Origin of the sequence: Pseudoalteromonas sp. RB2-MNA-CIBAN-0110, from assembly GCF_040309305.1 — a bacterium.
GTDB lineage: Bacteria > Pseudomonadota > Gammaproteobacteria > Enterobacterales > Alteromonadaceae > Pseudoalteromonas > Pseudoalteromonas arctica.
Genome location: NZ_JBEOOQ010000050.1, coordinates 1 through 24,534, shown reverse-complemented (window position 1 = coordinate 24,534; position 24,534 = coordinate 1). Strand labels below are relative to the sequence as shown.

Genomic DNA, 24,534 nt, shown 5'->3' with positions numbered 1-24,534 from the left:
AAAAAAACGTGTAGAGGTGCGCTCCTAAAAGATAAATTTTAGAGTGGCGTGTTTATTTAAGTTACCCGTTGTTTATTTAAAGTAGGCGTTATAAAAGCTTATATAAGCAATATAAAACTGACTAAAAGTACTTATTATTAAAATACTCATTTTAGTTTTTAGCTCTTTTATAAGTTGTTGTGGGACTAAGTAGCTGGGACTTACTTTCAGAGAATCCTTGTAAAATATTATTTATAGAAATGGTAATATTGTCGCTGTTGTTTATTAAAAACAATGAGTCATATTTTTTACGCTCAGGATATCCAGTCGTTTTTTCAATGATGTTATTTTCAAAAACTAAATGTGAAACAGAAAATAAATTGAGAATAGGCGCTTTATCAAACACTTTGAATGTGTTGCCTTTTATTACAATATTTTTGTTATATCGTGATGTTTCTTTAAACTGCTCATCAATTCCAGCGTCTACGGCTATAACCCCCTGCCCCCACTGACTATAAAAACTATTTTCAAAAATATTATTTTTAATCGTTACATCTCGAACGCCACCTTGCTCAAACCAAAAATTTGCGTCGCCTTCAAATAAAATGGCCGATCCCGATGTATGAAAATAGTTATTTTCAACTAACGTTTTACCGCGGCTATTTAACAACATACCTCTGGCTCGGTTTTTACGAATTGTATTTCCTTTAATTATGACGTGTGCATAATCTCGAACCTCAGCAACAGAATCACCTTTTTGTAACCGGCTATCAAATGGCTTAACAAACTCAATTCGCGTTACTTCATTACTAACTCGAGTACTCTTTGCAACCAAAGCTGACCCATAAGTTATCAAACTGGGGCCATGAACTAGCTCTAACTCAGTTTCTGAGCCTATAAAATCGAAACCAAATTGCTGTGGATGTTGTAGCTTAATTTCTACCGTTTTATCATCTATAATTTTATCAATTGCAGCATAAATTCCATGTATGTTAGTTGCATCATCCTTTTGACTTTCGAATAAGTTATCAATCAACTTAATTTTTCCAGTACAATTAACAAAATGCGTTGCATCCGCTGTTGTGCTTACAATACGCCCTTTGCTAGGAGAGACTTTAGAGTCTTTGATTGTAATATTATGAGATCGTTGAGCAATTACTCCCATCCCCCCTGCATGATGAATGGTAATATTATGAAGTTCGACATTGTTACTGTCTGAAATAACCACACCGGGGTAATCACGATGCTTTGCCTGAAAAACTAATATATTTCCAACTTTTGCTTTCAAATTTGGATGAAAAATTCTTACAACGTCGCCTCCATCTAGCTTTTCAGCACGTAAAGCATTTCCAGTAAATATATCTTGCGCCATATACTCAGGCTCACGCAGTGCAAAGTTAAACTCTAATACACGCTTGTATTCATATTTATATTCATCTTGCGAAATTTGTTTACGTTTAAGTCTGTCTTTACTTTTTATTCCTGAGGCTTGAAATAGCTGAGACTGAAATTTTAAAATACCGGCCTCATTAATCTTATAAGGGAATTGGTCTGTAAATTTTAAATCTAAATACCCTTTTCCAGCACCAACAATTAATGCTTCGGAGTGAAAAGCCCGAGAAAAGTCGATAGAAAAATTACGAAGTATAATATGACTACTTTCATCTAAAATAAATGGCACTAAACCACCATGAAAAATAAAAGTAGAGTTATTTCCATCTATTTCAAGATTATTAAATAATGACAAAGGAAATGTAATACGTTTAATACCTGGGTCATTATTGCTTATATACATTAATCTATCGGCGGCTCGCTCTTCATAAAAGTCGTACCGACCTTTAGGAAAAGTGATTTTTGTTGCACCGATTTTTTTAGCCTCTTGCAAAGCTTTATATAAGCTATGGGTACTGTCGGATCCTGTATCTTTAATCGCGCCAAAGTCGCTTATATCTATCACTTTATCATTTGCAATAGTGCACAAGCTAAATAGAAATAGAGATAGAGATAAACTCAAAGTGAATTTAACGACAGAAATAAACATAAAAGATCCTTTGCCATATAATTTGATTGAAGTTACTTAATAGAGCCGTCGTCTATTAAAGTGCCTTTAGAGCTATCATCAACGATAAGCACTCGTTGTACTTTGCCATTATAAGTATTGTTTTTAAGTTCAATATTTTCACTGTTAACAAACTCAAAAAGTGGGCTATCTGGATGCAATACAGGCTGGTTAATATTACGATTAATCGTATTACCCGACACCGTTAAACCGCCAACTCTATCAGCCCAAACAATACGATTACCAAAGCTATTTATTGTGTTATTTTCAAATCGAATGTTGCGATCGTATATCTCATCTTGATTAAAACTTGTGCTAAGTCTTGGTGTTATGTTTAAAACCGCATGAGGTTTCCCTGCATAAGCTACATAGTCAAAAGTATTGTTTCTTATGAGTACGTCCTCTACTGCACCCGATTCGTACCAAAAGAAGGTTTCTCCACGAAACAAAATTGATGACATCATTGATGAAAAGAAATTATCTTCAATAACGGTTTTTAATGGTGTTTTTAAAACTACATTACGCGCGCGGTGGTTTTTAATGATGGTTTTACGCATTGTGAAAGTAGGGTTCCACGTTTTATTTTCTAACAAGTCACCTTTGGTAAGCTGTTTTGGCAAGCTATCTTTGAACTTAATCTGCGTATAATTTTCATTAATTATGTTTACCGATTCAACTATATTTATATTTTCTCTTTTGGTATTTGGCTGGTGTATAAACCAAATTTCATCACCTTGACCAGTAAACTCAAATCCTGTTTGCTCAAAGTGACCAAACTTGACCAATACAGTGTGACTATCAATTATTTTGTCAACTATGGTGTAAGTACCATGTACGTTTGCACCGTCATCTAGCATATTTTCAAAACGACTATTTTCTATTAAAATATCGCCCTTACAATTAGCAAAGTGAGTTGCATCAGCCGTTGTAGAAATTAAGCGCTCTGAACCATCACGTAAATAAACGCCTGAGTTTAGAATCTGAATGTCTTCACTTTTTTCAAATAAAAACCCCATTCCTAAAGCGTGATGTATAACTACATTATCAAACACTATATTTTTAGAATTTTTCACTTGAAAAGCAGGTGCGTACCGATGTGTTTCTCTGTCGCCTTTTGAGCTTGTTAACGAGCCAATCGGAGGGTAATTTTTAAGTTTTTCGTGAATTCTTAAAACACCATTTCCTAAGTCTTCTACGTTATCTGACTTGCTTTTACTGTCTATACCACCATGAACAACTCGCTTTTCATTTTTATCCCAAGCAAGTGTAGAGCCTAAATAGTCATAACTAAATCCATCAACATTTGGGAACCGAATTTTTCCTCCTTTAAGATCCCACTGATGATCGCCTTTAACAGGCCTTACGTCTCGATACCCTTGTTTCTCATTTACTGCCAGTACTTCAGCTACAAACGTAAACGGTATATCCCAATCAATAGTAATGTTGCTAACTTTAACGCTTTTATTATTATAAAATTCAAATGGCGCTATTTGCCCATGAAAAATAAATTCAGACCCAGCACCTTCAATTTCAACTGAGTCAAAACCATCTAAAGAAAAAGCTATTTTTTTTAATCCATTACCATGATTGGTAATTCGTCGGTACTCACTTGATGCATATTCAGGTAAAAACTTATAAGTCCCTTTCTTAAATACAATTTTTAAATCTTTATCTTTTACATTTTTCAGAGCGCTGCGAATAATCGGGGTCATATCCTGCGCTACCGGTTCAAAAGTTAAAACCTCTTTAGCGTACAACTGCATAGAAAGCAGCGGTAAAGCACTTAAAATTAAGGGGATTACTTTAGTTTTATAATTCATTCTTATGTCTCAATTTTTTATGGGTTGTGTTTATGATCTTAATTGAACGCTCAGAATTAATATTTCTGAGCGCTCAGCGCCTAAGCTACTGAAATTTCTTTCGGTATATATGCTCTATTTCGCTGTAATACGGCGTTTTAGGCTTTGGCATGTAGGCTGGCCATTGGATTGGTGAATACACTTTATCACCCGGTATATTTACTGAATCAGGATGGTGTAATCGATAGCTTTCACATTGAGTACTTACACAATTTTTACCCCATATATCAAGCACCTCTTTAACTGCTCGCTCAGACTCTGGATATGCACCCTTGTCGTCTGTTTTGGCAATCCAATCGAGTAAAATTTGGCGATGACGTAAGAGCTCTTTTTTATACTTAGGCAATGCAGCTAAATTTTTAATTTGGTCAGGGTCTGATTGCAGATCATATAACTCCTCTACCGGCTTTGTTGCAGAATAGTATGCTGCTTGCACTGGGGTTAGCTTACCTTCTTCATATAAAGCACGAGCCTCTATAGAGTATTGTTTTTTATCGCGGTATTGCGGTTGAGCGCTCGAAAGCTCTGGATGAAATTGGCGTATGTAACGGTATTTTTCAGTTCGTACGCTTCTCGCTCTGTCAAATGTATAATCCATTCGATCTTTGGCTGAAATAACGTAATCTCGACCTGAAAACTCTTCAGAAAAAACATTCTTACCGTCATAATAAGAAGGAATATCAATCCCGGCTAAAGCAAGGCTGGTTGCTGGTATATCTAAACCGCTGATCAAATCATTTCTTACAGCACCTTTACCTTTTAATAGCTCTTTACCTGCAGGCCAACTGATAATTAAAGGTACTTTTACGCCATCCTCATAAAGCTCCTGTTTGTGACGAAGTAACAGCATGCCATGATCTGAAAACCAAAAAATTGCAGTGTTTTCTAATATATTATTGTCATCTAACTCTTTTAAAATTTGGCCTAATTCGATATCAGACAAAACTTGAGTTTTATAATGCTTTGCCCATTCAGCGCGTGTTGCCGGGGTATCTGCATAATAAGGTGGAAGCGTCATTTTATCAGGGTCGACTTGAGGAACGTCTTTACCCTTAAAGTTATGATGCTTTCCGCCTTGTAGCTGTATCTGACCAAAAAACGGTTTATTTTTAAGGTTTTTAGCCCAATCAAATTTAGTGCCGTCATGTGCACCTTGAAAGCCCGCTTTTCCTTCGTGAGCATTGTAAAGTTTGCTACGATCATACTTAAAATTGTAATCATCTTTACCAATATTAAATGTCTGATATCCAGCATCAACAAACAGCTCTGGAACCGTTTTATATCCTTCTGGTAAAAAAGTCGCATTGTAACTGGCACGACTAGAACGATGATTTTGAAGGCCCAAGGTCGTTTGATATTGCCCTGTAATTAATGCTGAACGTGTTGCAGAACACACTGGAGCAGGCTGGTGTGCATTTGTAAAACGAACGCCTTGATCTGCAAATTGTTTAATATTTGGTGTTGATACAGTGTAATCACCCCAAGCATTATTCCACGGATTTTGATCCTCCATATAAATCCACAAAATATTTGTCGGTTTTTTTTGATTAACGGCTAATTTAGTTTTATCTATATTTTTAATACTTTTTGAGGTACTCACCTCTACATTAGCGTGTGCGCTAACTGTAATTAGCATTGTTATTGGTAAAAAAATTCTAAGTAACATAAAAGGCCTTTTATAAAAAATGATACAAGCAATTAAATGTATCAATAAGTTGAAATACAGAACCATTTGTTATTTTCATCCAAGAAAAACACTCCTCAGCTAACTACTCTAAAGTAATGCTTTTCCCTTCCACGATTAATCAGCCAATCGCAGCTAGGCAAATATCGCCGCGACCACTGCAACACGGGCTATCTGCTTACTGGCTAATTAATACAACTGAATCTGAAATTAATTTTTCTCCACTAGCAGTCACTTTTATTTCCCCTAGCATGTTTTTATTACTTTTAACGATTAACATGGCTTTGCCGTAAAAGGCATGACGATAATCAGCTTGAAATGGGGCTGTTGTTGCCGAATCACCATTTCCGACCCCAATAATTTCGCCAGCACCTTCAACTTTAAAATTAATTTTATTATCAGCATCAGGAACTAAATTACCGTCTTTGTCTGTAATCTCTACGGTGATATAAGAAAGATCATAACCATCTGCGCTCAGTATTTTTCTATCAGGAGATAGCGCTATTTGAGCTGCTTTACCTGCTGTTTTAACCGTTTTAACAGAAACCACTTTATTATTTGTATATGCTACAACCTTAATTTCACCAGGTTGATACTCTACGTCCCAACGCAGTCGATACGGAGAATCAAAGTATTTAACCGACTTGTCGTAACGTAGGCTGACAGGTAAGCGTACTTTATCTTCACCTTTTCGTTTTCTTCCTTTAGATTGACCATTTACAAATAACTCAACCTCTTCAGCATTTGTATATGCAAAAACAGGGATTGTTTCACCGACTTTTTCGGGCCAGTTCCAATGTGGTAATACGTGTACCATTGGTTTTTTTGTCCACTGGCTTTGGTAAAGGTAAAATCTATCTTTTTTAAATCCAACTAAATCAACAGCCCCAAATGATGAACTTCGTGCTGGCCAATCTTGATTCCAATAAAACTTATTTCCATGATCACGACCACCGTAAGGCGTAGGCTCGCCAATATAGTCAAAACCTGTCCATATATACTCACCCATAACACTTGGATTATTCTTTAAATTTTCGAATTCTATATCTGGGATATAAGCCCAAGGAGGAGTGATCACATCAAAACTGGTGACATATTTAGACTCATGCTTATTATATTTTTCAATTGGGAAATGATACACACCACGCGTACTTACAACAGATGATGTCTCCGTTCCTACAATTATCCAATCGGGGTGTGCTTGCTTAATTTCTTGATATTTATAAGCCTTATAATTTAGACCCACTATGTCCATTTCTTGTGCCATGCCTTTATCTATAAAGTCAGGGTACATGCTCAAGCCATTGGTAACTAAACGGGTAGGGTCTTCGTCATGTGCAATACGTTGTAAATTTTTAGCAACTTTCCAACCGTCATCTGTGCGCTGCTCCATAACCTCATTACCAATACTCCACATGATTACTGAAGGGTTGTTACGGTATTGTTTGATCATGTCTCGTAAATCGCGGTCATGCCACTGTTCAAAGTTCTTATTGTATCCATTTACTACAGCAGGTTTTTCAATTTCCCACATATCGAAAGATTCAACTTGCAATAAAATTCCCATTTTATCAGCCAATTCAACCAACTCTGGTGATGGAGGGTTATGAGAAGTTCGAACAGAGTTAGCGCCCATTTCTTTCATTATTTCTAGCTTTCTTTCAATAGCACGCTTATTAACAATAGCGCCTAGCGGCCCATTGTCGTGGTGTAAACAAACACCCTGAATTTGAACTCTTCGGTCATTGAGCCAAAAGCCATCGTCAGCCTTAAATTCAATTTTTCGAACACCTAGCGGTACAGAATTTACATCAACAGTTTTTCCATCTTTTACAACGCTAGTAACTACCGTATATCTATATGGATCTTCAGTGTCCCATAGCCTAGGTTGACTAATTTTAAGTTGATGTTGGATTTTATGTTCACTATTTGCAGGTAATATAAGATCTAGAGCTGTCTCATCGACTACAACACCCTCAGCTGATTTTATACTTGTTTTTATAACAACAGCTTGAGACACTTTTTCGGTATTAATAACAGTGGTTTTATAATCAACAATCGCTTTATTTTTTGTAATAGCTGGGGTTGAAACAAATGTTTCCCATTGCTTAATATGTACTTTGTCGTTAATTTCAAGCCAAGTATTACGATAAATACCTGCTCCTGAGTACCAACGAGCTGAAAAATTTTCAGGAGATAACTTTACTGAAATCACATTTTCATCGCCTGGGTTGTTTAGATAAGGTGTAATATCAAATTCAAACGCAATATACCCAAATGGACGACTGATAACCTTATTTCCATTAACAAAAATTTCAGTGTTCGACATTGCACCATCGAAGGTGATAGAAACTGATTTCCCAAGGGTCGATTTTGCTAAAGTAAAATGCTTTCGATACCACGCTGTTCCAAATACCGGTAAACCACCATTTCTAGCACTGTAAGTTTTATCAAATGGTCCTTCAATTGCCCAGTCGTGAGGCAAGTTTAACGTTCGCCATTTTGAATCTTCAAATTTGCTTTTATCTGCACCAACGTGCTCACCTTTGGCAAATAACCAACCATCATTAAAACTTTCTCTCTCATTATTTGCCCAAGAATTAGCACTAATCATGCTTATTAGCATAATTAGTACTTTTAATGGCTTATATTTATTTACAAAATTGAAGTTCAAAATACTATTCCTGTATGACTTATTAACTAGGGATAACGTTATCCTTAAAAATTAAACTTAATTGAACGGTATGTCAATATCGCATTAACTTTATATAAACTTAAAAATCATATAAAAAAACATAAACAACTGATATTCATCGTAAAATAAATAGTTATGTTCCTCGTTCTTTACAATAAATTACATTGGGAGTTAATCAGGATAAACAGCAGGGGGGATCGTTATCCTAAGAGGAGGTAATTAAAACAAGTTAAATATAGGAGCTGATAACCTACAAATCTATTTTTTTAACTGATTTGCGCACAACTAAAGTAGGCATAAATAAATGCGTTCTTTGAACTATATCTTCTTTTTCTAAAGTCATTTGTAGTGACAGCTTTGTAGCATACTCAGACATTTCAATAATAGGGTAACGAATGGTCGTCAGTGCTGGGCGACATTTATGTGCTATATCAAGATCATCAAACCCCATAACAGATACGTCTTCAGGTACTCTTTTGCCTATATCAAATAGCGCGTTCATGAGGCATACCGCCATTTCATCATTGTAAGCAACAATCGCTGTGAAATTTGCGTTTCTTTTGTATAACTCTTTAACAGCATACACACAATATTCTTCAATATTCGAAACAACGTCTTTTACAGGACTGTGTTCAACAATATTTTCTTCAGGGATTGGGATCCCTTTTGATTGAAAAAATTGACGAACACCTCGAATACGTTCTTCTTGATCGTTGTTGAGATTTAAACTGACTAAAGCGATATCTCTATGGCCTTGGCTGTATAAATAATCAGCCGTCATTCGCCCACCTGATACATTATCAAGCCAAACACATCTTGACGCTAATTCAGGTATAAAGCGGTTAATAAAAACTAAACCTGGAATTTTTTCAGCGAGATCTTTTAAATCATCAACAGAGCCAGACTTACTGTGCAAAATAATATTTTCGCAACCGTGCTCTCGAAATGAGTTTATGGCATCTATTTCGTGCTCAGGATCGTTATGTGAATTACGCATCATTACTTGAAATGACTTTTGGCGTGCTGCGGTCTCTGCACCAAAAGCAATAGAGCCAAAAAAAGGCTTGTGAAGTGCTGGAGTAACAATACCAACTAGCTCAGATCTTCTACTCACTAATGCTCTTGCATTGGTGTTGGGTCTATAACCCATTTCATCAATTACTTTTTGAACTTTAGCTCGACATTTTTTACCTACCTTCCCTTCTCCTCGCACTACACGAGAAACCGTTGAAGGTGATACATCCGCTACGCGGGCAACATCCTTTATAGTGACCATTGAGTTTAAGTTCTCCAAGAATAGTTAAGATAATTAATTTGTGCTAACGTTATCCCATAATTTTGCTCTTTTCAAATGAAAAATCTACATATCGCCTGATTATAACCATAAAAATAAGGTGGTTAAGCATTAGTGAGAAACCATGATCCAATTAAATAATAAAGACGTGATGCTTAAACAAAAAATATTGCTCGGTATCGGCTTTCTTGGAATATTTTTCTCTCATCAAGGTATCGGTATTTTAGCTATTCCTTATTACCAAATGACACTCGGTGTAGATCCTTTTTTCTTAGCCTTGGCTATAAAAGCTCCTGTTTTCGTAGCTAGTTTCATTTCCCCACTAGTTGGTTATTGGTCAGATAAATTACAAACCCCCTACGGTAGAAGAAGACCTTTTTTATTCGTATTCCCTTGGCTTTCATGTATCGTTTTTGGGTTTATTTGGATGGTACCTATTCATTGGGCGCAAACATACCAGCTATATTATTTTTCATTCATGGCGCTTTTATTTTATGCCTTTAATGCGTGTTGGACATTACCAATGAAGTGCTTGGCCTACGAGGCATCTAACAACTATCACGAACGAACAAAAGTTATGGCCTTTGTTACTTACTTTTTAAAATTAGGGGGTATTACCTATCATTGGATATTCCCTTTAGCAAAGCTAAGTATTTTTGGTGGGGTTGTGTTGGGCATGCAATATGTGGGTTGGGGTGTTGCTATAGTATGTTTGGGTTGCTTTGGTATGCTACCGGCTCTATTTCTAAAAGAGCGTGATTACAAAAAGACTGAAGTTAATAAAAATCTCCCTTTACTTTCAAGCTTAAACGCAATTATAAAAAATAAAAACATGAAGATTTTGCTCATTTTAATTGCTGTACAACTTACAGTTGGAAGCTTTGCAGCAAGCATGGATTACTACGTATTAGTCTACTACATGAATGACGGCAATATTCTGGCTGGCGCTACATCTAAAGGCATACTTTCGAGCTCATACGCAATTGCAGGTATTGCTGCAATTTACGTGCTGACATCCCTTTCTACACGTATAGGTAAAGTAAATACCTTAAAGTGGTCTTATAGAGTAACTATTATCGGCGGCTTTGCTAAGTGGTTTATATACCAACCTGGTAATGATTGGTGGTTGGTTTTAGATGCTATTTTATGTTGCTCAATTTGGGCCAGCATTGGTGTCATTGTATCTTCAATGATTGCAGATCAAATAGATGCTGATGAAGTTGCAAACAAAGTTCGTAGAGAAGGTTTGTTTGCCTCTTTGCAATACTGGATTATTGCAATTGCAAGTACCATTGCCATGATAGGCTCAGGGTTAACATTAAATTTAATCGGTTTTGACGCCTTACTTGGAATCAATCAATCACCTACCTCTCTTTTATTGATGAGAGTTATTTTGGTTGCGGGTACAATTATTTCGGCTGTTGTAGGTTATTTTTTTATTAGTAAATACAGTCTTGATGAAGAAGCATTTGAAAAAATAAAGCACCAATTAGCGGAAAAACATAGCCCGACGCCTTAAATTTATAAATGTAATGTGGCTTTTAATTTTAATTATATCAAACCACTATTATAAATCTCTATAGAGTTAACCGACCTTTGTACTGGTCGATTAACTCTATAGGCGTATTAAATCCGTGTGTAGCGTTTATAACTTAAGGTTCAAGTCTTATTTCAATAGACTGAAGTAGTTATAAGTATTTCTATCTTTTATTTTTTGAGCAAAGCCCATTCCTAAGTTTTTAAGCTGCTGCGCATTATTATAAGCGCCCATTTTGAGTTTTAATTCACTCACGGCCTGCGCTGTTGAGCCAATGCTATCTAGCGCTAAAAAGTACAAATAAGCGTATTGCACGTTATTACTCTCAAGTGTCATTGCGTGTTTAAATGAATCAACTGCAGCGGGTTTGTTACCGCTTCTAATAAGCGCCATACCGTTTGCATAATGTAGCGGCGCAGAGGTAGGTACTGCTTTTAAACCACTATTTAACGTGCTTTGCATTTTTGCTGTTTGACCAAGGCGATAATAAATATCGGCTAAATTTACATAACTTGCATCAAAGTAAGGGTCAACGCTAATGCCTTTTTGTAACGACGTTATAGCACCGTTTATGTCTTGTTTATTAAGCGCGAGCATACTTTGATTGATGTTACCTTCACCGCGCCATGTATTGACAGTATTGGCGTGTGCAAGCTCTATGATTGATTGATTAAGCCCATTTAACTGCGCTGTTGTTTGGCTTAGGTTTTGCGCAGCAGCAACACGCACCGACTTTAATTTGTCGGTTAATAGTTGCTTATAGCTTTTTAAGCGCTCTGCTTCGGGGAGTAAAAAGCCCATTTTAGCAATCGCTAAGCGAATAAGCGGAAGCGACGAGTTAACCCAACTTTTTACTGTGGCATCGTTTAGCTCAGCGCCCGAATTACCTAAATAGGCAATTGCACTGGCGCGGTCTATTTCATTTAACGAAAAGTCATTAATTAAGCTCATATGTGCATTTTGCGATATCGCTTTTAATGAGCGCAGTTCAAGCATACTGTGCTCGCTTGCACTTAATGCCGGTGCTTTACCATGCCATTTTTCAAGCGTGCTTGCTGCCCATTCGTTTGTTTGACCGTCGTGGCATTGCACACACGCATTGGGTGTATCGTATTTTATTGATATGTCAGGGCGCGGAATTTTAAAGCTGTGGTCGCGCCTGTCATCAACGCCCATGTATCTGTTGGTTGGCATGTGGCAGCTAACACATTGTGCGCCGGTTGATTGTTCTTTATGGCGATGATGCTCGGGTTTGTTATATTCGCTGGCACTGTGGCACTGTAAGCACAGCCCATTTGTTTTTGTTTTAACTTTCATGGTGTGTTTATCGTGGCAGTCAACACAGTTAACTCCGGCTTTGTACATTTTACTTTGTGCAAAAGAGCCAAACACATACACTTCTTCTTTAATTTGGCCATCGGCGTGATACAAATTTGGTTCTAAAAATGAAGGACTAAATTGGTCTAAAAACGCTTGGCTGTTATCAAAGCCATCGGTTAATGGGCTTCGAAGCGAATGACACGCATAACAGCCTTGCATAAAGCTGTTATCGCGCGGCTCACCTTGCCAAGTAGCAATTTTATTATCGCCAATTATTTTCCACTGCGACATATTGGTAGGGCTTGTTTGAGCTGTCTTTATTATTTTTTTAGTTTTATGTTCATCCGTTATATCGCTGTGGCACGATTTACAGCCCACATTTATATTCGAGAAGTGCGTATCAAAGCTTTCTTTTTCAGTAGTGTAATTACGCTTTAAATTATCTGAATGGCAATCGGCGCACATGCCGTTCCAGTTTTGCAGAGGTTGCAGCCAATGGAGACGGTCGCTGGGTTTTACATCTTCGTTAGCGTAGTTGGCATACCAACGCTTTCCGCCTAGTGATTTAGCGCGACTATCCCATGCAAAGGGAAATACTTGGTATTTGCCTTTTTCAACTTCAATTAAATACTGTTGCAGTGGGTCAAAGCCAAATACATAACTTACGGTGTACGTTTTTTTTGTACCTTGCTCGGTCAAATCAATTAAAAAGGCCTCTTTTTCTTTATAAAACACGGCTTTTTGAGAAAAGTGGGTCGCGGTTATATTACTAAAATCACCAAGCACGGTATCTTTATTGGCTAAAGCCATTGAACTTGCATGGTCTGACTGCTTCCAATCGTAGGTTTGTTGTTGATGGCAAGACTGGCACTCATCATTTGCAACCGCTGAAAAACAGCTGCATAAAAAAAGAACAACAAAAAGGCTGTTTTTTATATTTATCATTATGGGCTCTACTTTAAAAAACGATGATGGGCTCTAAACTACACATATATTATGCAGTGCTAAACAGCTGAAAGTAGCACGCTGCCAATAAGTAGCCCATTAAAAGAACTAAGGTTAGGCTGTGGCTCGCTTTAGGAGCCACTTAAAAAGATGCTTATAAACTCATTCATTTATGTGATTAAATTTATAAAAGTAGTTTATCTACTTGCCATGAGCAGTTAAAAATTCATCCCAATAAATTAAGTAGTCATCAGGAGTAATATCTTCCGATAAGCCTCTTATTTTCATTTGGGTAAGGTAATGCTTTTTAAAAAAATTATCCCAATATGCTTTCACTTCTGGCGTTTCATCAATCATCCCTTGATCATTAGTTTCTTTCTGCCAGCGTTCAAGCTCACTGCGCATTACAAGTAGTTGCTCAGCATAATCTTTATTTAGTGCTAAATTATGCACTTCATCAGCGTCATTAATTGTATCGTAGAGCTCCTCTGGAGGTCTATTGGGTGCAAAAAATAATGCTTGTTCGTGAGTTAATAGCTTTTTAGCATGCATTGATTCCATAAGCGCCAATACAGGATATTGTAGATGCTTGTAGGCATTGAAGTCGTTATATGGTTTTTCGGGATAAAAGTTTTTAATATACTTAAAACGAAGATCTCGCACAGCCCGTACTCTGTCATCTGTCTCGTCGGTTCTATCTTTATGAGCATAAATATAATCTCTTTTTTGTTTGTTTTTTCCTAAAAATATATGCCCTTCTACGTAGTCAGGAACCTTTAAGCCCACCAAATCAAGCGTTGTAGGCATAACATCAATTAAGCTAACTAGCTCATTATTAACTTGATTAGACTCAATACCTTTACCCCAAACAATAAGAGGCACTCTTAACCCACCATCGTATAACCACTGTTTATCACGCAGCATTGCACGCCCATGATCTCCAAAAATAAAGACAATTGTATTGTCTATTACACCGGCTTTTTCAAGCTCAGAAAATAAATTACCGACCTTTTGATCTACAGTTTGTATTGTTTCTAAGTAAAGTGCCCAATCTCGGCGCGTAATATCATGATCAGGGTAATAACTCGGAATTTTAACTTTTGAGGGATCGATAGGATTGTTTTTATCTGCAATAAAAGTACGGTGGGTTTCGCTATAATTAATTTGTGCAAAAAATGGCTGCCCGGAATACTCTTTTATATAAGTCTGCCATGCGGGGCGCTCTAAAAGCTTAAGATCGGTAGGGGCATGCGTATAAGCGCCTCCAGAGTATTTAACTTCGCCATCTTGCGCATCAAAAGCATTTATAGTGGTAGAAAAGTTAAAATCCGTTTTTTGTTTAGGGCCCATTAATAAGTTTACATAACCAACTTCACGCATAAATTGTGAAGTCATTTTAATATTTTCTGGTAAATAATAACCATCATCTAAATGACTTCTATGGTTTTGCGCACCTATGCTTGTTGCATGCATACCAGTAAAAAAAGCAGAACGTGCGGTAGAACAAACTGCCGCAGTGGCGTATGCGTGATTATAACGAATCCCCTCGTTTGCAAGCCTATCTAGGTTAGGTGTTTTAACTTCTGGAGTACCATATACAGATAGATCTAAAGAAATATCCTCCAGTACCAACCAAATTATATTTGGTTTATTACTATCACCAACATGCTGTGCGTCTGCTTTGTTAATAATAGCAGCGCAAATCAATACTAATGCCGTAACTGCATATTTATAAGATTTCATTTTAGACTCTTTAAACGGATAGATTGAAGTTCAATATCTTGAAGCTTTTGTTCCAGTAACTTAACTTTATCTGGGTGTTTAGCCGCAAGATTGTGTAGTTCAGATGGGTCGGTATCAAGATCAAATAATTGAGGCGCTTTTGAGGTACCTGGGTCTATATTTTTTTTTGTTTTAACCCAGCTTGCAATTTTTTTTGCAGGCCTAATGTACTTCCAACTGTTCTCTCTTAAACCTTTTGCATGTGGGGTTTCTTGCACTAAGGTTGTACGAGCCAATTTACTTGCATCAAAAAGTGGTAATAATTGATTTTGGCTATCAATCGCCTCTGTTTCCTCAAGAGGTACTCCTAATAATTCAGCTATTGATGCGTATAAATCAATTTGGCTAAATAGAGAATTACTCACCCCCGGTTTAACTCTGTTAGGATGGTGAACAATAAATGGAATACGCGTTCCAGCTTCGTAAATACTGTACTTACCACCACGGTATGGGCCATTTTGCTTATGGGTTCCAATGCGCTTTAATGCCTCGTCATCATAACCATCTGTTAAAACAGCACCATTATCGCTAGTAAAAATAATCAAAGTATTATCTAGTAAATTTAACTCCCTGAGTTTTTCCACCACTTGGCCTGTGGTCCAATCCATTTGTACGATTGAGTCCCCCCTCACACCCATATTCGTTTTACCTCTAAACATTTTATTGGGTAAGCGAGGCACATGAATATCATGAAACGAGAAAAGTAAAAAAAATGGCTGTTGACTTGATTTTGAAATGAATTGCTTTGCTTTATCTGATAAGACTGTATTAAATTCTTCATCGCGCCACTGTGCAGACTTTCCCCCTTGCATCCAGCCAATACGACTTACACCATTAATAATACTTTTGTTGTGCTGCTCATCGGCTCCTTGCTTTAATAGCTCTGGGTTTTCATAGCCTGTAGGTCGCGTACCTATTTTTTTTTGATAATTCACAAACAATGGATCTGATTTTTCTAAATTCACAACATCATGATTTTCAAGAAAAACAGAAGGGACCCTATCTCCTGTCGCTGGAATCAGAAAACTATAGTCAAATCCAACTTCTAGTGGACCAGGCTTAACTTTTTCATTCCAATTTACTGGCGTATTGCCATCACCGAGGCCTAAATGCCATTTACCAACAATACCTGTTCGATACCCTGCTGTTTGCAGCATTTTTGGTAATGTTTTTTGTACTTCAGAAATAACTAGCGGGGCATCACCTTTAAGTATGCGAATGTTTTTTCTAAAAGCATGCTCACCGGTCAGTAATGAATATCTTGATGGAGAGCATGTTGCTGCAGAGCTATGCGCATCAGTGAATCTAATACCATTTTTCGCTAACGCATCGATGTTTGGAGTGTTGACCTCAGTAGCACCATAACTACTTAAATCTCCCCACCCAAGGTCATCAACATAAAACAAAACAATATTTGGTTTTCCCGCACTATTTTGCGCCTCTTTTGCATAGGCATCCGAATAAAAAGTGTTGAAAATCCCAATACTAAATAACCCCAATACTAAAAGTTTATTTGGTAACATTCGAATAACCTCAAATTATATGTGTGAAATAACCAGTAACAGCTTTTAAATAGAAATATTAAAATCCTAGCTAAAAATCAAGGAGATTAATTTTTAGGCTTCATATTAATACATTAATAAAACAAATCAACAAAAATGGTAACGCTATCCCCAAACCACCCAAAACAAGCCATTAACAAAAACACTTATAAACACCTCTAAAACCACCATTAAACAACTGTTATTGTGTATTAGTTGTTATTTATTGACCACAATTGTTAAATACTATTGGAAAAGCTTAAGCTTGTACGTTACGATTAGGACCCAAGTAAGGACAACGCAACCCCCTTTCGATTTGGTTGATGTTCAATCGATAAGGTAAGGCGATCACACACAATACAATAATGGTTAATGGGTAACTAAGATGAAAAGTCACTTTAAATTAAATGCCATATCAGCGGCACTAATCTGCACCTTTGTTTCAGGTATCTCTGTAGCTGAAGAAAACACCGATGAAAAAAAGAAAGTCGATAAAAAAGAATCTGACGTTGAGGTTATCACTGTAACTGGATTTAGAGGCAGCTTGCAGCGAGCAATGAATAATAAAAGATTCTCTGAAGGTGTTACAGATTCAATCCATGCTGAGGATGTTGGTAAGTCAACAGACCAAAATATTGCAGATGCTCTCTCTCGTGTTACAGGGGTTACAGTTCAGGAGTCTAATGGTGAAGGTACTAAAATATCGGTCCGTGGTGCTAATTCTAATTTAAATAATATTTCAATGAACGGAGTTACCCTAACAAGCGGGCTTTCAGGATCAGGTTCTAATGCATCAGCAGAGCAAGGTGTTGATTTAAGTTCATTTTCCTCTGATATTCTATCGTCTATTGAAGTGCAAAAGACAGCATCAGCAGACCAAGATGAAGGCTCTCTGGGTGCAAACGTTGTATTGAAAACCATTAAACCATTATCTTTAAAAAAGCCGATACGCAGTATAGAACTTCAAGGTCGTTATAACGATTACTCTGAAGATGCAAACCGAAAAGTCTCCGCTTCTTTTTCAGATAAATACCTTGATGACTCACTAGGTGTTATTTTCACTTTCGCTGATGAAACTCAAAATACTCGAAGAGATGAGTATAGTGCTAGTTGGGATGATGAGATTCATAGTGCTAAAGCAGGTAAAGCTAGAGATTTTTCGACAGGACAAATTATTACAGAAGAAAGTGAGTTTTTATCTCAAAGTTCACAAAGTTACGGTTTAAATTTAGATAAACAAGATAGGCAATCTATAACCTTAGGGTTACAGTATCAACCAACTGCTGATACCGACATCCAATTAGATCTTACCCATTCTAATCAGGAGGTTATATTAGATAATCATCAATATGATCTGCAAATTTTATCAAACTTAAAAAATAAAAATAGTGATCCTCAAGAGGATTGGTGGACCATAAACAATGAGAATCATACATTGGTTAAGCGCCTTGATCGTTCAAATCGCGGTCGAGTATTTCGCCTTAAAGGTGGCTCTGAAATTAAGAACAATATCGGAACACTTAGCATAGACCATCATTTTACAGATAACTTTTCTGGTAAACTAATAGCTGGTTATTCTAAAACAAGCCAAGACTCGCTCCCTAACGCTAGAGTTATGTTAGCAGGTAAATCTAAGACAAATAAATTACCAATAACATCAAATGATCCAAATGAAGTAACTTTACAGCCGCAAGGTTACGATTGCTCAAGTGGTAGCTGTCAAATTATCGCTAATAAAGGCTTTATCCAATTTCCTGATGGCATCACCGACCCATCTTTTGGTTTAGCACCAGGAAGAACAAATCCACTCGACATTCAAAACTTTCGAGTAGGGAATGTATCTAATGATGAGGATCATAATTCAGATACCAATAAGTCTCTATTCTTAGATTTTGACTGGAATGTAGATTATTTGGGCGTTACTAAGGTTGAGTTTGGAGGAAAGTATTCAAAGAGAGTTAAAGATGTTTACTCCCTTACAACTAAAATTCTAAACAACTCGGTAGTAGTTGACGCTAATGGAGACGAGCTAAGTATCGGAGGCCTAACAGATATAACGATGGCCGATCTATTAGTATCCAATGATTTTCCTGTAAATAACTTTATGGATGGTATTGCAGATCCTAATCAAGTCCACTTTTTAGATGGATGGGGAATAGTAGACCCATTCAAAGCGCTTGCTTTAGCAACCGATAGTGAGTCGGGTTTAGATGTAAAGCCACAACCTGATGAATCTGCATCAAGAATTATTGAGCAAGAAGTAAATGCACTTTATGGCAAAATTAATTTTGAATACTTTGATGGACGTCTAACCGGTAACCTTGGTCTTCGCTACGTAAAGACAGAAACCAACGCAGAGGCGTTTAATAAAGTTCAGTTCCAAAAAACGCCGATTCTTTACGACTTCTACGATTTAATCTATAACCGTGGGCTAGCTAATGGTAATTTGCCTGTATGTGATTTTGAACCTCAGTACCCTAATGATGATGTAACTCAAACACCATCAAACCTTCCAGCTTCAGGCTCTTGTGCAGCATGGCAGCTTATGTATAACTATGACATGAATGATCCATCTACTTTCCCTGATTTTGTTAATCGTGATGGTGATACTTATCTAGCACCATCGGCTTTAAATTCAAGCAACCCTAACTATATTTTACAAGTAGTCTACAACGACGATGGTAGCGTTCAACACGTACTTAATAATGGCGTATCATCATTAGATGGACGCTCAACGGAAAATCCTGATTTAGCAGCATGGCTTGACCGCTCGACTATCGATGAGTTTATTGACCCTGTAACAGGCCAACCTCTAGGTTTCAAAGCAGGTCTTCGCTCTAAACGCGCAAAAGGCTCGGCTAGCAACGATATTTTTCTTCCTAGTTTAAATCTAAATTATAAATTTAGTGACGACTTCATCGGTCGTTTCTCAGTTTCAAAAACAATGTCTCGTCCTACTTTCGACTCGACTACGCCAGGGGCTAACATTGATGAAAAATACGTTAGTGCTTGGGGAATAGGCAAAGCGAATAATGTAGCTCTAAAACCTCTAGAATCTACTAACTTAGATCTTTCTTTTGAATGGTACTTTAACAACTCTGGTTTAGTTTCTGTTGCATTTTTTCACAAGGACATGACAAATTTTGAAGAGAATATAACCGAAACCTATATTTGGAAGGATATCCGAACAGACTACGACTTGTCGTCAGTCGACTCAATCTATGATGTACTCGTAGAGCCAACATTAAAAGAGGATGCCGACGGTAATCCTATTCCTGATACGCAAAATGCTCAACTTAATCAATATGAAGAAACACCAGGCACACCTTTAGATGAAAGCGGTAATACTTGTATGCCTGATAGAGTTGCTCACATTGAATTGCAAGACTCATTAACAGCTAATTGTCACACTGTAAAATTAGCAACCGTGAGAAATGGTAAAGGGGCGACAACTCAAGGCATTGAAGTAAACTATACACAAAACTATGATTTTCTACCTGGTGCATTATCAGGCCTAGGCTTAAGCGTAAATTATACATACGCAGAGTCAGAGAAAGACATTGAAGTTAGTGCCGTTTCGGGTGTTTCAATAACACCTTTACCTCAAGCTTACACGCCAAAACATTCAGCTAATACAACTGTTTTTTGGGAGAAAGACGATTTAATGCTGCGCCTTGCACATCGTTATAGTTCTGTACAACTTGTAAACGATAACTTTGCATTTGGCCAAGGTGTTGCGTGGTTAGATTCAACAAGTAAGTTGGATTTTAGCTCAACTTATAAAATTAATGATCATTTTACCCTTAGCTTCCAGGCGCTTAACCTCACAGACGAAACAAACAGAACTTTTCTAACAAGTAGGAATTATATAATTGATGGCGAAGTGTATGACGAAGGTAATGCCCTTAATAACTCAGTTGATACTAGTCGGACGATTTCAGAATATCGAACTGGTCGCCAATATAGAATAGGTATTAGAGCTTCATTCTAATTACAAATATATAGAAATATATCACTTTTCTAAATGGGTAGGAGTTTCTGCCCATTTATATCAAATTGAAGGTATTTATGAACTTTAAAATTAATTACTTATACTTTTTTACTGTATTGACTTTATCCTTGGCAACAAGTGCTCACGCAGAACTGACAGATAATAGTATAGAGCTAAAAGAAAACAAAAATAAAGTGAGCTCACTTAATGATAAGCCGAATATTGTAATATTTTATGTAGACGACCTTGGTTATGGGGATTTAAGTAGTTACGGAATGAAGCAAGCTCAAACCCCTAATATTGATGCATTAGCAGCTGAGGGGATTCGCTTTACCGATGCACACAGTTCTGCCGCAACCTGTACACCGTCGCGTTATTCAATGTTAACTGGCCAGTATGCTTTTCGTAATAATGCTGCAATTTTACCGGGCGACGCACCGCTTATCATTGATCATAACAAGCCTACTCTGCCTAAAATGTTGCAAAAAGCAGGCTATAAAACGGGTGTCGTTGGTAAATGGCACTTGGGACTAGGCGATGGTTTTGTCGACTGGAATAAAGCTGTAAAGCCAGGGCCGATAGAGCTAGGATTTGATTATAGCTTTTTAATCCCTGCGACTGCAGATCGAGTACCCACTGTATTTTTAGAAAATCATCACGTAGTTAATCTAGACCCGAATGACCCAATAACGATTTCCTATGAAAAGCGTATAGGGAACCGCCCTGTCGGTACAGAGCATCCTGAGCTACTTAAAATGTCAGCAGATCTTCAACATAGCAATACCATTGTTGATGGTGTTAGTCGCATTGGTTGGATGGCTGGCGGAAAGTCTGCTGAGTGGAAAGATGAAGAGTTTCCTCACATTTTCACTAAAAAAGCTATTGATTTTATTAATGATAATAAAGGTGAATCGTTTATGCTGTTTTTTCCATTCAGTGATATTCACGTACCTAGAGTTCCAAATAAGATGTTTGCCAATAAATCAGGAATGGGGCCAAGGGGTGATGCAATATTGCAAATGGATTGGATGTCAGGACAGATTATTGATGAGTTAAAAAAACAAGATTTATATGATAACACGCTTATTATATTTTCTAGTGATAACGGCCCTGTAATGGATGATGGCTATGCAGACCAAGCCGAAGAGCTACGAGGAGATCATGACCCAGCGGCAGGTTATAGAGGTGGAAAATATAGTGCATATGAAGCCGGAACACGTGTACCTATGATTATTACTTACCCTAAAGGAATTAAAAACAACGGGGATAGTAATGCATTAGTTAGCCATATAGATATTTATAAATCACTCGCTGAATTAGCCGGTGTTAAGCTAGATGAAAGCGAAGCGATTGATAGTGAAAATATGTTGCCAGCTTTTTTAGATGCTAAAGAGAGCGGACGTACAGAAATGCTTGAAGAGTCATTTACTTTGGCAATTCGCAGTGGAAATTGGAAATACATAGCGCCATTTAATGGGACTACTCCCGACTGGCTTGCAAATAAAACCGCAATTGAAAATGGTTTAAAAACTAAGTCACAGTTATTTGATTTATCAAAAGACAGAAATGAGCAACACAATGTGGCAGATAAATACCCAAAATTAGTATTTTCACTACAAGCTAAGATAGATAAAATTAAAGCTCGTAAGTAATAAATTTTAAACATGCCGAGGTTGACTATAGGTAGTTAATCTCGGCTATTTAAAAGTAGTCAACTTACGCTTATTCAAACTAATTTAATTAGTTATTTCATGATATAAAACAGTTTACTAGCTGAAATCCACCCCTACTTCGCTTACGGATATCTCTTTTAATCTTGTTACTATACTTATAAAAATCAGCGATATAAATAATCTAATTACTAAAACATTGTATTTACTTAAAAATATAAAAGGCAAACTCCAAAACAAAAAGGATAACGCTATCCTAATCGTTTTTATATTTTAAAATACAAATTATGAGGAAAGTTAATGAAATTAGACATACTCGATTCTAGTGTGTTTGTAGCTTATGTATTAGGACTACTAATACTCGCGTTATGGATATCAAGAGAAAGCAAGCAGAAACAAAAAAACACTGAAGATTATTTTTTAGCCTCTAAGTCCCTTCCTTGGTGGGCAATTGGTGCATCATTAATTGCATCAAATATATCTGCAGAACAGATTATTGGAATGTCAGGCTCTGGTTTTGCAATAGGTATGGCTATCGCATCGTATGAATGGATGGCTGCAATAACACTATTAATTGTAGGCAAGTATATGCTGCCTATTTTTTTAGAAAATAAAATTTTTACTATGCCCCAATATCTTGAACAGCGCTTCGACAGTAAAGTTAAAACTGTTTTAGCTCTTTTTTGGCTTGCCGTGTATGTGTTTGTTAATTTAACGGCTGTGTTATGGTTAGGCGGGCTTGCAATAGAAACAGTTGCAGGTGTTGATTGGATGTACGGCATGATTTTTTTAGCGCTATTCTCAGTAGCATACTCTTTATATGGAGGCCTAAAAGCAGTTGCTTACACCGATATATTACAGGTAGTCCTTTTGGTATTCGGTGGCCTATTCTTAGTTTATTTGGCATTAGATGAAGTATCTAGCGGGCAAGGTGTGCTTGCAGGGTTCGGTATTTTAACTGAGCAGCTACCTAATCACTTTGATATGATTTTAAGCCCAGATAACAGTAATTATATGAGTTTACCTGGTATCTCTGTTTTAGTTGGTGGCATGTGGATAATGAACCTTAGTTACTGGGGGTTTAATCAATATATTATTCAAAGAGCTTTAGCAGCAAAAAGTATTAAGGAAGCCCAAAAAGGCATTGCATTTGCCGCATATCTAAAACTACTAATGCCAATAATAGTTGTACTACCAGGGATTGCCGCAGTTGTGTTACACCCACAGTTAAGTTCACCAGATCAAGCCTACCCATCAATGATGGAATTAATGCCATCGGGTATTAAAGGACTTGTTTTTGCTGCTCTAGTCGCCGCTGTCGTTTCATCTTTAGCATCGATGACAAATAGTATATCGACTATCTTCACGATGGATATTTATTCAAAACTTCAGCCGGGAAAAACTCAAAAACACTATGTGAAAGTAGGTCGATTAACCGCTTTGGTTTCATTAATTATTGCTTTAATAGTGGCAGAGCCGCTATTAGGTAAATTTGATCAAGCCTTTCAATATATACAAGAATTTACAGGGTTTTTCACTCCGGGTATTGTTGTAATATTTTTAATGGGAATGTTTTGGTCAAAAGCGAGCTCAGCTGGCGCGTTAGCTGCAGGTGTTGGCTCCGCATTATTTTCCCTGATTTTAAAATTCGCATACCCTGAACTCCCTTTTATGGATCGCGTTGGAATTGTCTTTTTATTATGCCTAGTTATCTGTGTAATTGTCTCTTTGTTAATAAAAGATAAAGGCACTAACGGAAGCGTAAATTTAAAAGAGATAAGCTTTGCAACTGAGACTAACTTTAACATAGCCGCTCTAGGTGTCGTAATAATCCTAACAACGTTATACGCTGTATGGTGGTAAAAAATTAAATCGTAAGATTTAAACAAGTGTGTATGTCAAATCAAAGTCACTCATAATTTGAGTGGCTTTTTTGGCTTTTAATAAATGTATTTTATTACATAACCTGATGTAATAATCTAGGGACTTTCAGGGTTAAAGCTCGTTCTATCTAGGAGCAATGGAGTCGCGTATGAGGCTTATAACTCAGTAGGGCCCAATCACTATTACTAAGTCACTACTACTGCGCTATTCTACTAACTGTAGTGGTACAGTGATTTTGGCCACCCATTAAGAAAGAAATGTTATGCTAATAAGCATACAAATTTGGGTGAAAAA

12 protein-coding genes are annotated in these 24,534 nt (G+C 37.0%); 4 read left to right on the top strand and 8 right to left on the bottom strand.

Translation table 11 applies throughout. The features are described 5' to 3' along the window. Positions 1-151: 151 nt before the first annotated feature. From AAEY68_RS18765 to AAEY68_RS18745, 5 genes are all read right to left on the bottom strand, one after another. Positions 152-2,020, bottom strand: coding sequence for a right-handed parallel beta-helix repeat-containing protein (locus AAEY68_RS18765; protein WP_024594240.1), 1,869 nt, complete (start codon positions 2,018-2,020; stop codon positions 152-154). A 32-nt stretch (positions 2,021-2,052) separates the two neighbouring features. Then, positions 2,053-3,858, bottom strand: coding sequence for an alpha-1,3-galactosidase-related protein (locus AAEY68_RS18760; RefSeq protein WP_024594239.1), 1,806 nt, complete (start codon positions 3,856-3,858; stop codon positions 2,053-2,055). An 85-nt stretch (positions 3,859-3,943) separates the two neighbouring features. Next, positions 3,944-5,563: a sulfatase family protein gene (locus AAEY68_RS18755; protein ID WP_024594238.1), complete on the bottom strand. Its 1,620-nt coding sequence runs from the start codon at positions 5,561-5,563 to the stop codon at positions 3,944-3,946. A gap of 196 nt (positions 5,564-5,759) precedes the next feature. After that, a complete protein-coding gene (locus AAEY68_RS18750; protein WP_024594237.1) occupies positions 5,760-8,255 on the bottom strand; it encodes a glycoside hydrolase family 2 in 2,496 nt (831 codons plus the stop codon). Positions 8,256-8,526: 271 nt separating this feature from the next. Continuing rightward, positions 8,527-9,552, bottom strand: a complete 1,026-nt coding sequence (locus AAEY68_RS18745) for a LacI family DNA-binding transcriptional regulator (protein WP_024594236.1) — start codon at positions 9,550-9,552, stop codon at positions 8,527-8,529. A gap of 142 nt (positions 9,553-9,694) precedes the next feature. Between AAEY68_RS18745 and AAEY68_RS18740 the strand changes: the two genes are divergently transcribed. After that, a complete protein-coding gene (locus AAEY68_RS18740) occupies positions 9,695-11,089 on the top strand; it encodes an MFS transporter (protein ID WP_024594235.1) in 1,395 nt (464 codons plus the stop codon). Between the two features lie 147 nt (positions 11,090-11,236). Here AAEY68_RS18740 and AAEY68_RS18735 read toward each other — a convergent pair whose 3' ends face one another. From AAEY68_RS18735 to AAEY68_RS18725, 3 genes are all read right to left on the bottom strand, one after another. Next, complete coding sequence (locus AAEY68_RS18735; protein WP_350586674.1) at positions 11,237-13,372, bottom strand: multiheme c-type cytochrome; 2,136 nt, start codon at positions 13,370-13,372, stop codon at positions 11,237-11,239. A gap of 201 nt (positions 13,373-13,573) precedes the next feature. Continuing rightward, entirely contained in the window at positions 13,574-15,115 is a 1,542-nt protein-coding gene (locus tag AAEY68_RS18730; RefSeq protein ID WP_024594183.1) for a sulfatase family protein, read from the bottom strand. Continuing rightward, positions 15,112-16,677, bottom strand: coding sequence for a sulfatase family protein (locus AAEY68_RS18725; RefSeq protein ID WP_024594184.1), 1,566 nt, complete (start codon positions 16,675-16,677; stop codon positions 15,112-15,114). Before AAEY68_RS18725 ends, AAEY68_RS18730 begins: the two co-directional genes overlap by 4 nt. Positions 16,678-17,080: 403 nt before the next feature. Here AAEY68_RS18725 and AAEY68_RS18720 point away from each other — a divergent pair, with 403 nt between their 5' ends. From AAEY68_RS18720 to AAEY68_RS18710, 3 genes are all read left to right on the top strand, one after another. Beyond that, positions 17,081-20,686, top strand: coding sequence for a TonB-dependent receptor (locus AAEY68_RS18720; protein WP_024594185.1), 3,606 nt, complete (start codon positions 17,081-17,083; stop codon positions 20,684-20,686). 77 nt (positions 20,687-20,763) lie between these two features. After that, positions 20,764-22,338 (top strand): sulfatase family protein, encoded by a 1,575-nt coding sequence (locus AAEY68_RS18715; protein ID WP_024594186.1) that lies wholly within the window; start codon positions 20,764-20,766, stop codon positions 22,336-22,338. Between the two features lie 318 nt (positions 22,339-22,656). Continuing rightward, positions 22,657-24,219: a sodium/sugar symporter gene (locus AAEY68_RS18710; protein WP_024594187.1), complete on the top strand. Its 1,563-nt coding sequence runs from the start codon at positions 22,657-22,659 to the stop codon at positions 24,217-24,219. The last annotated feature ends 315 nt before the right edge of the window (positions 24,220-24,534 follow it).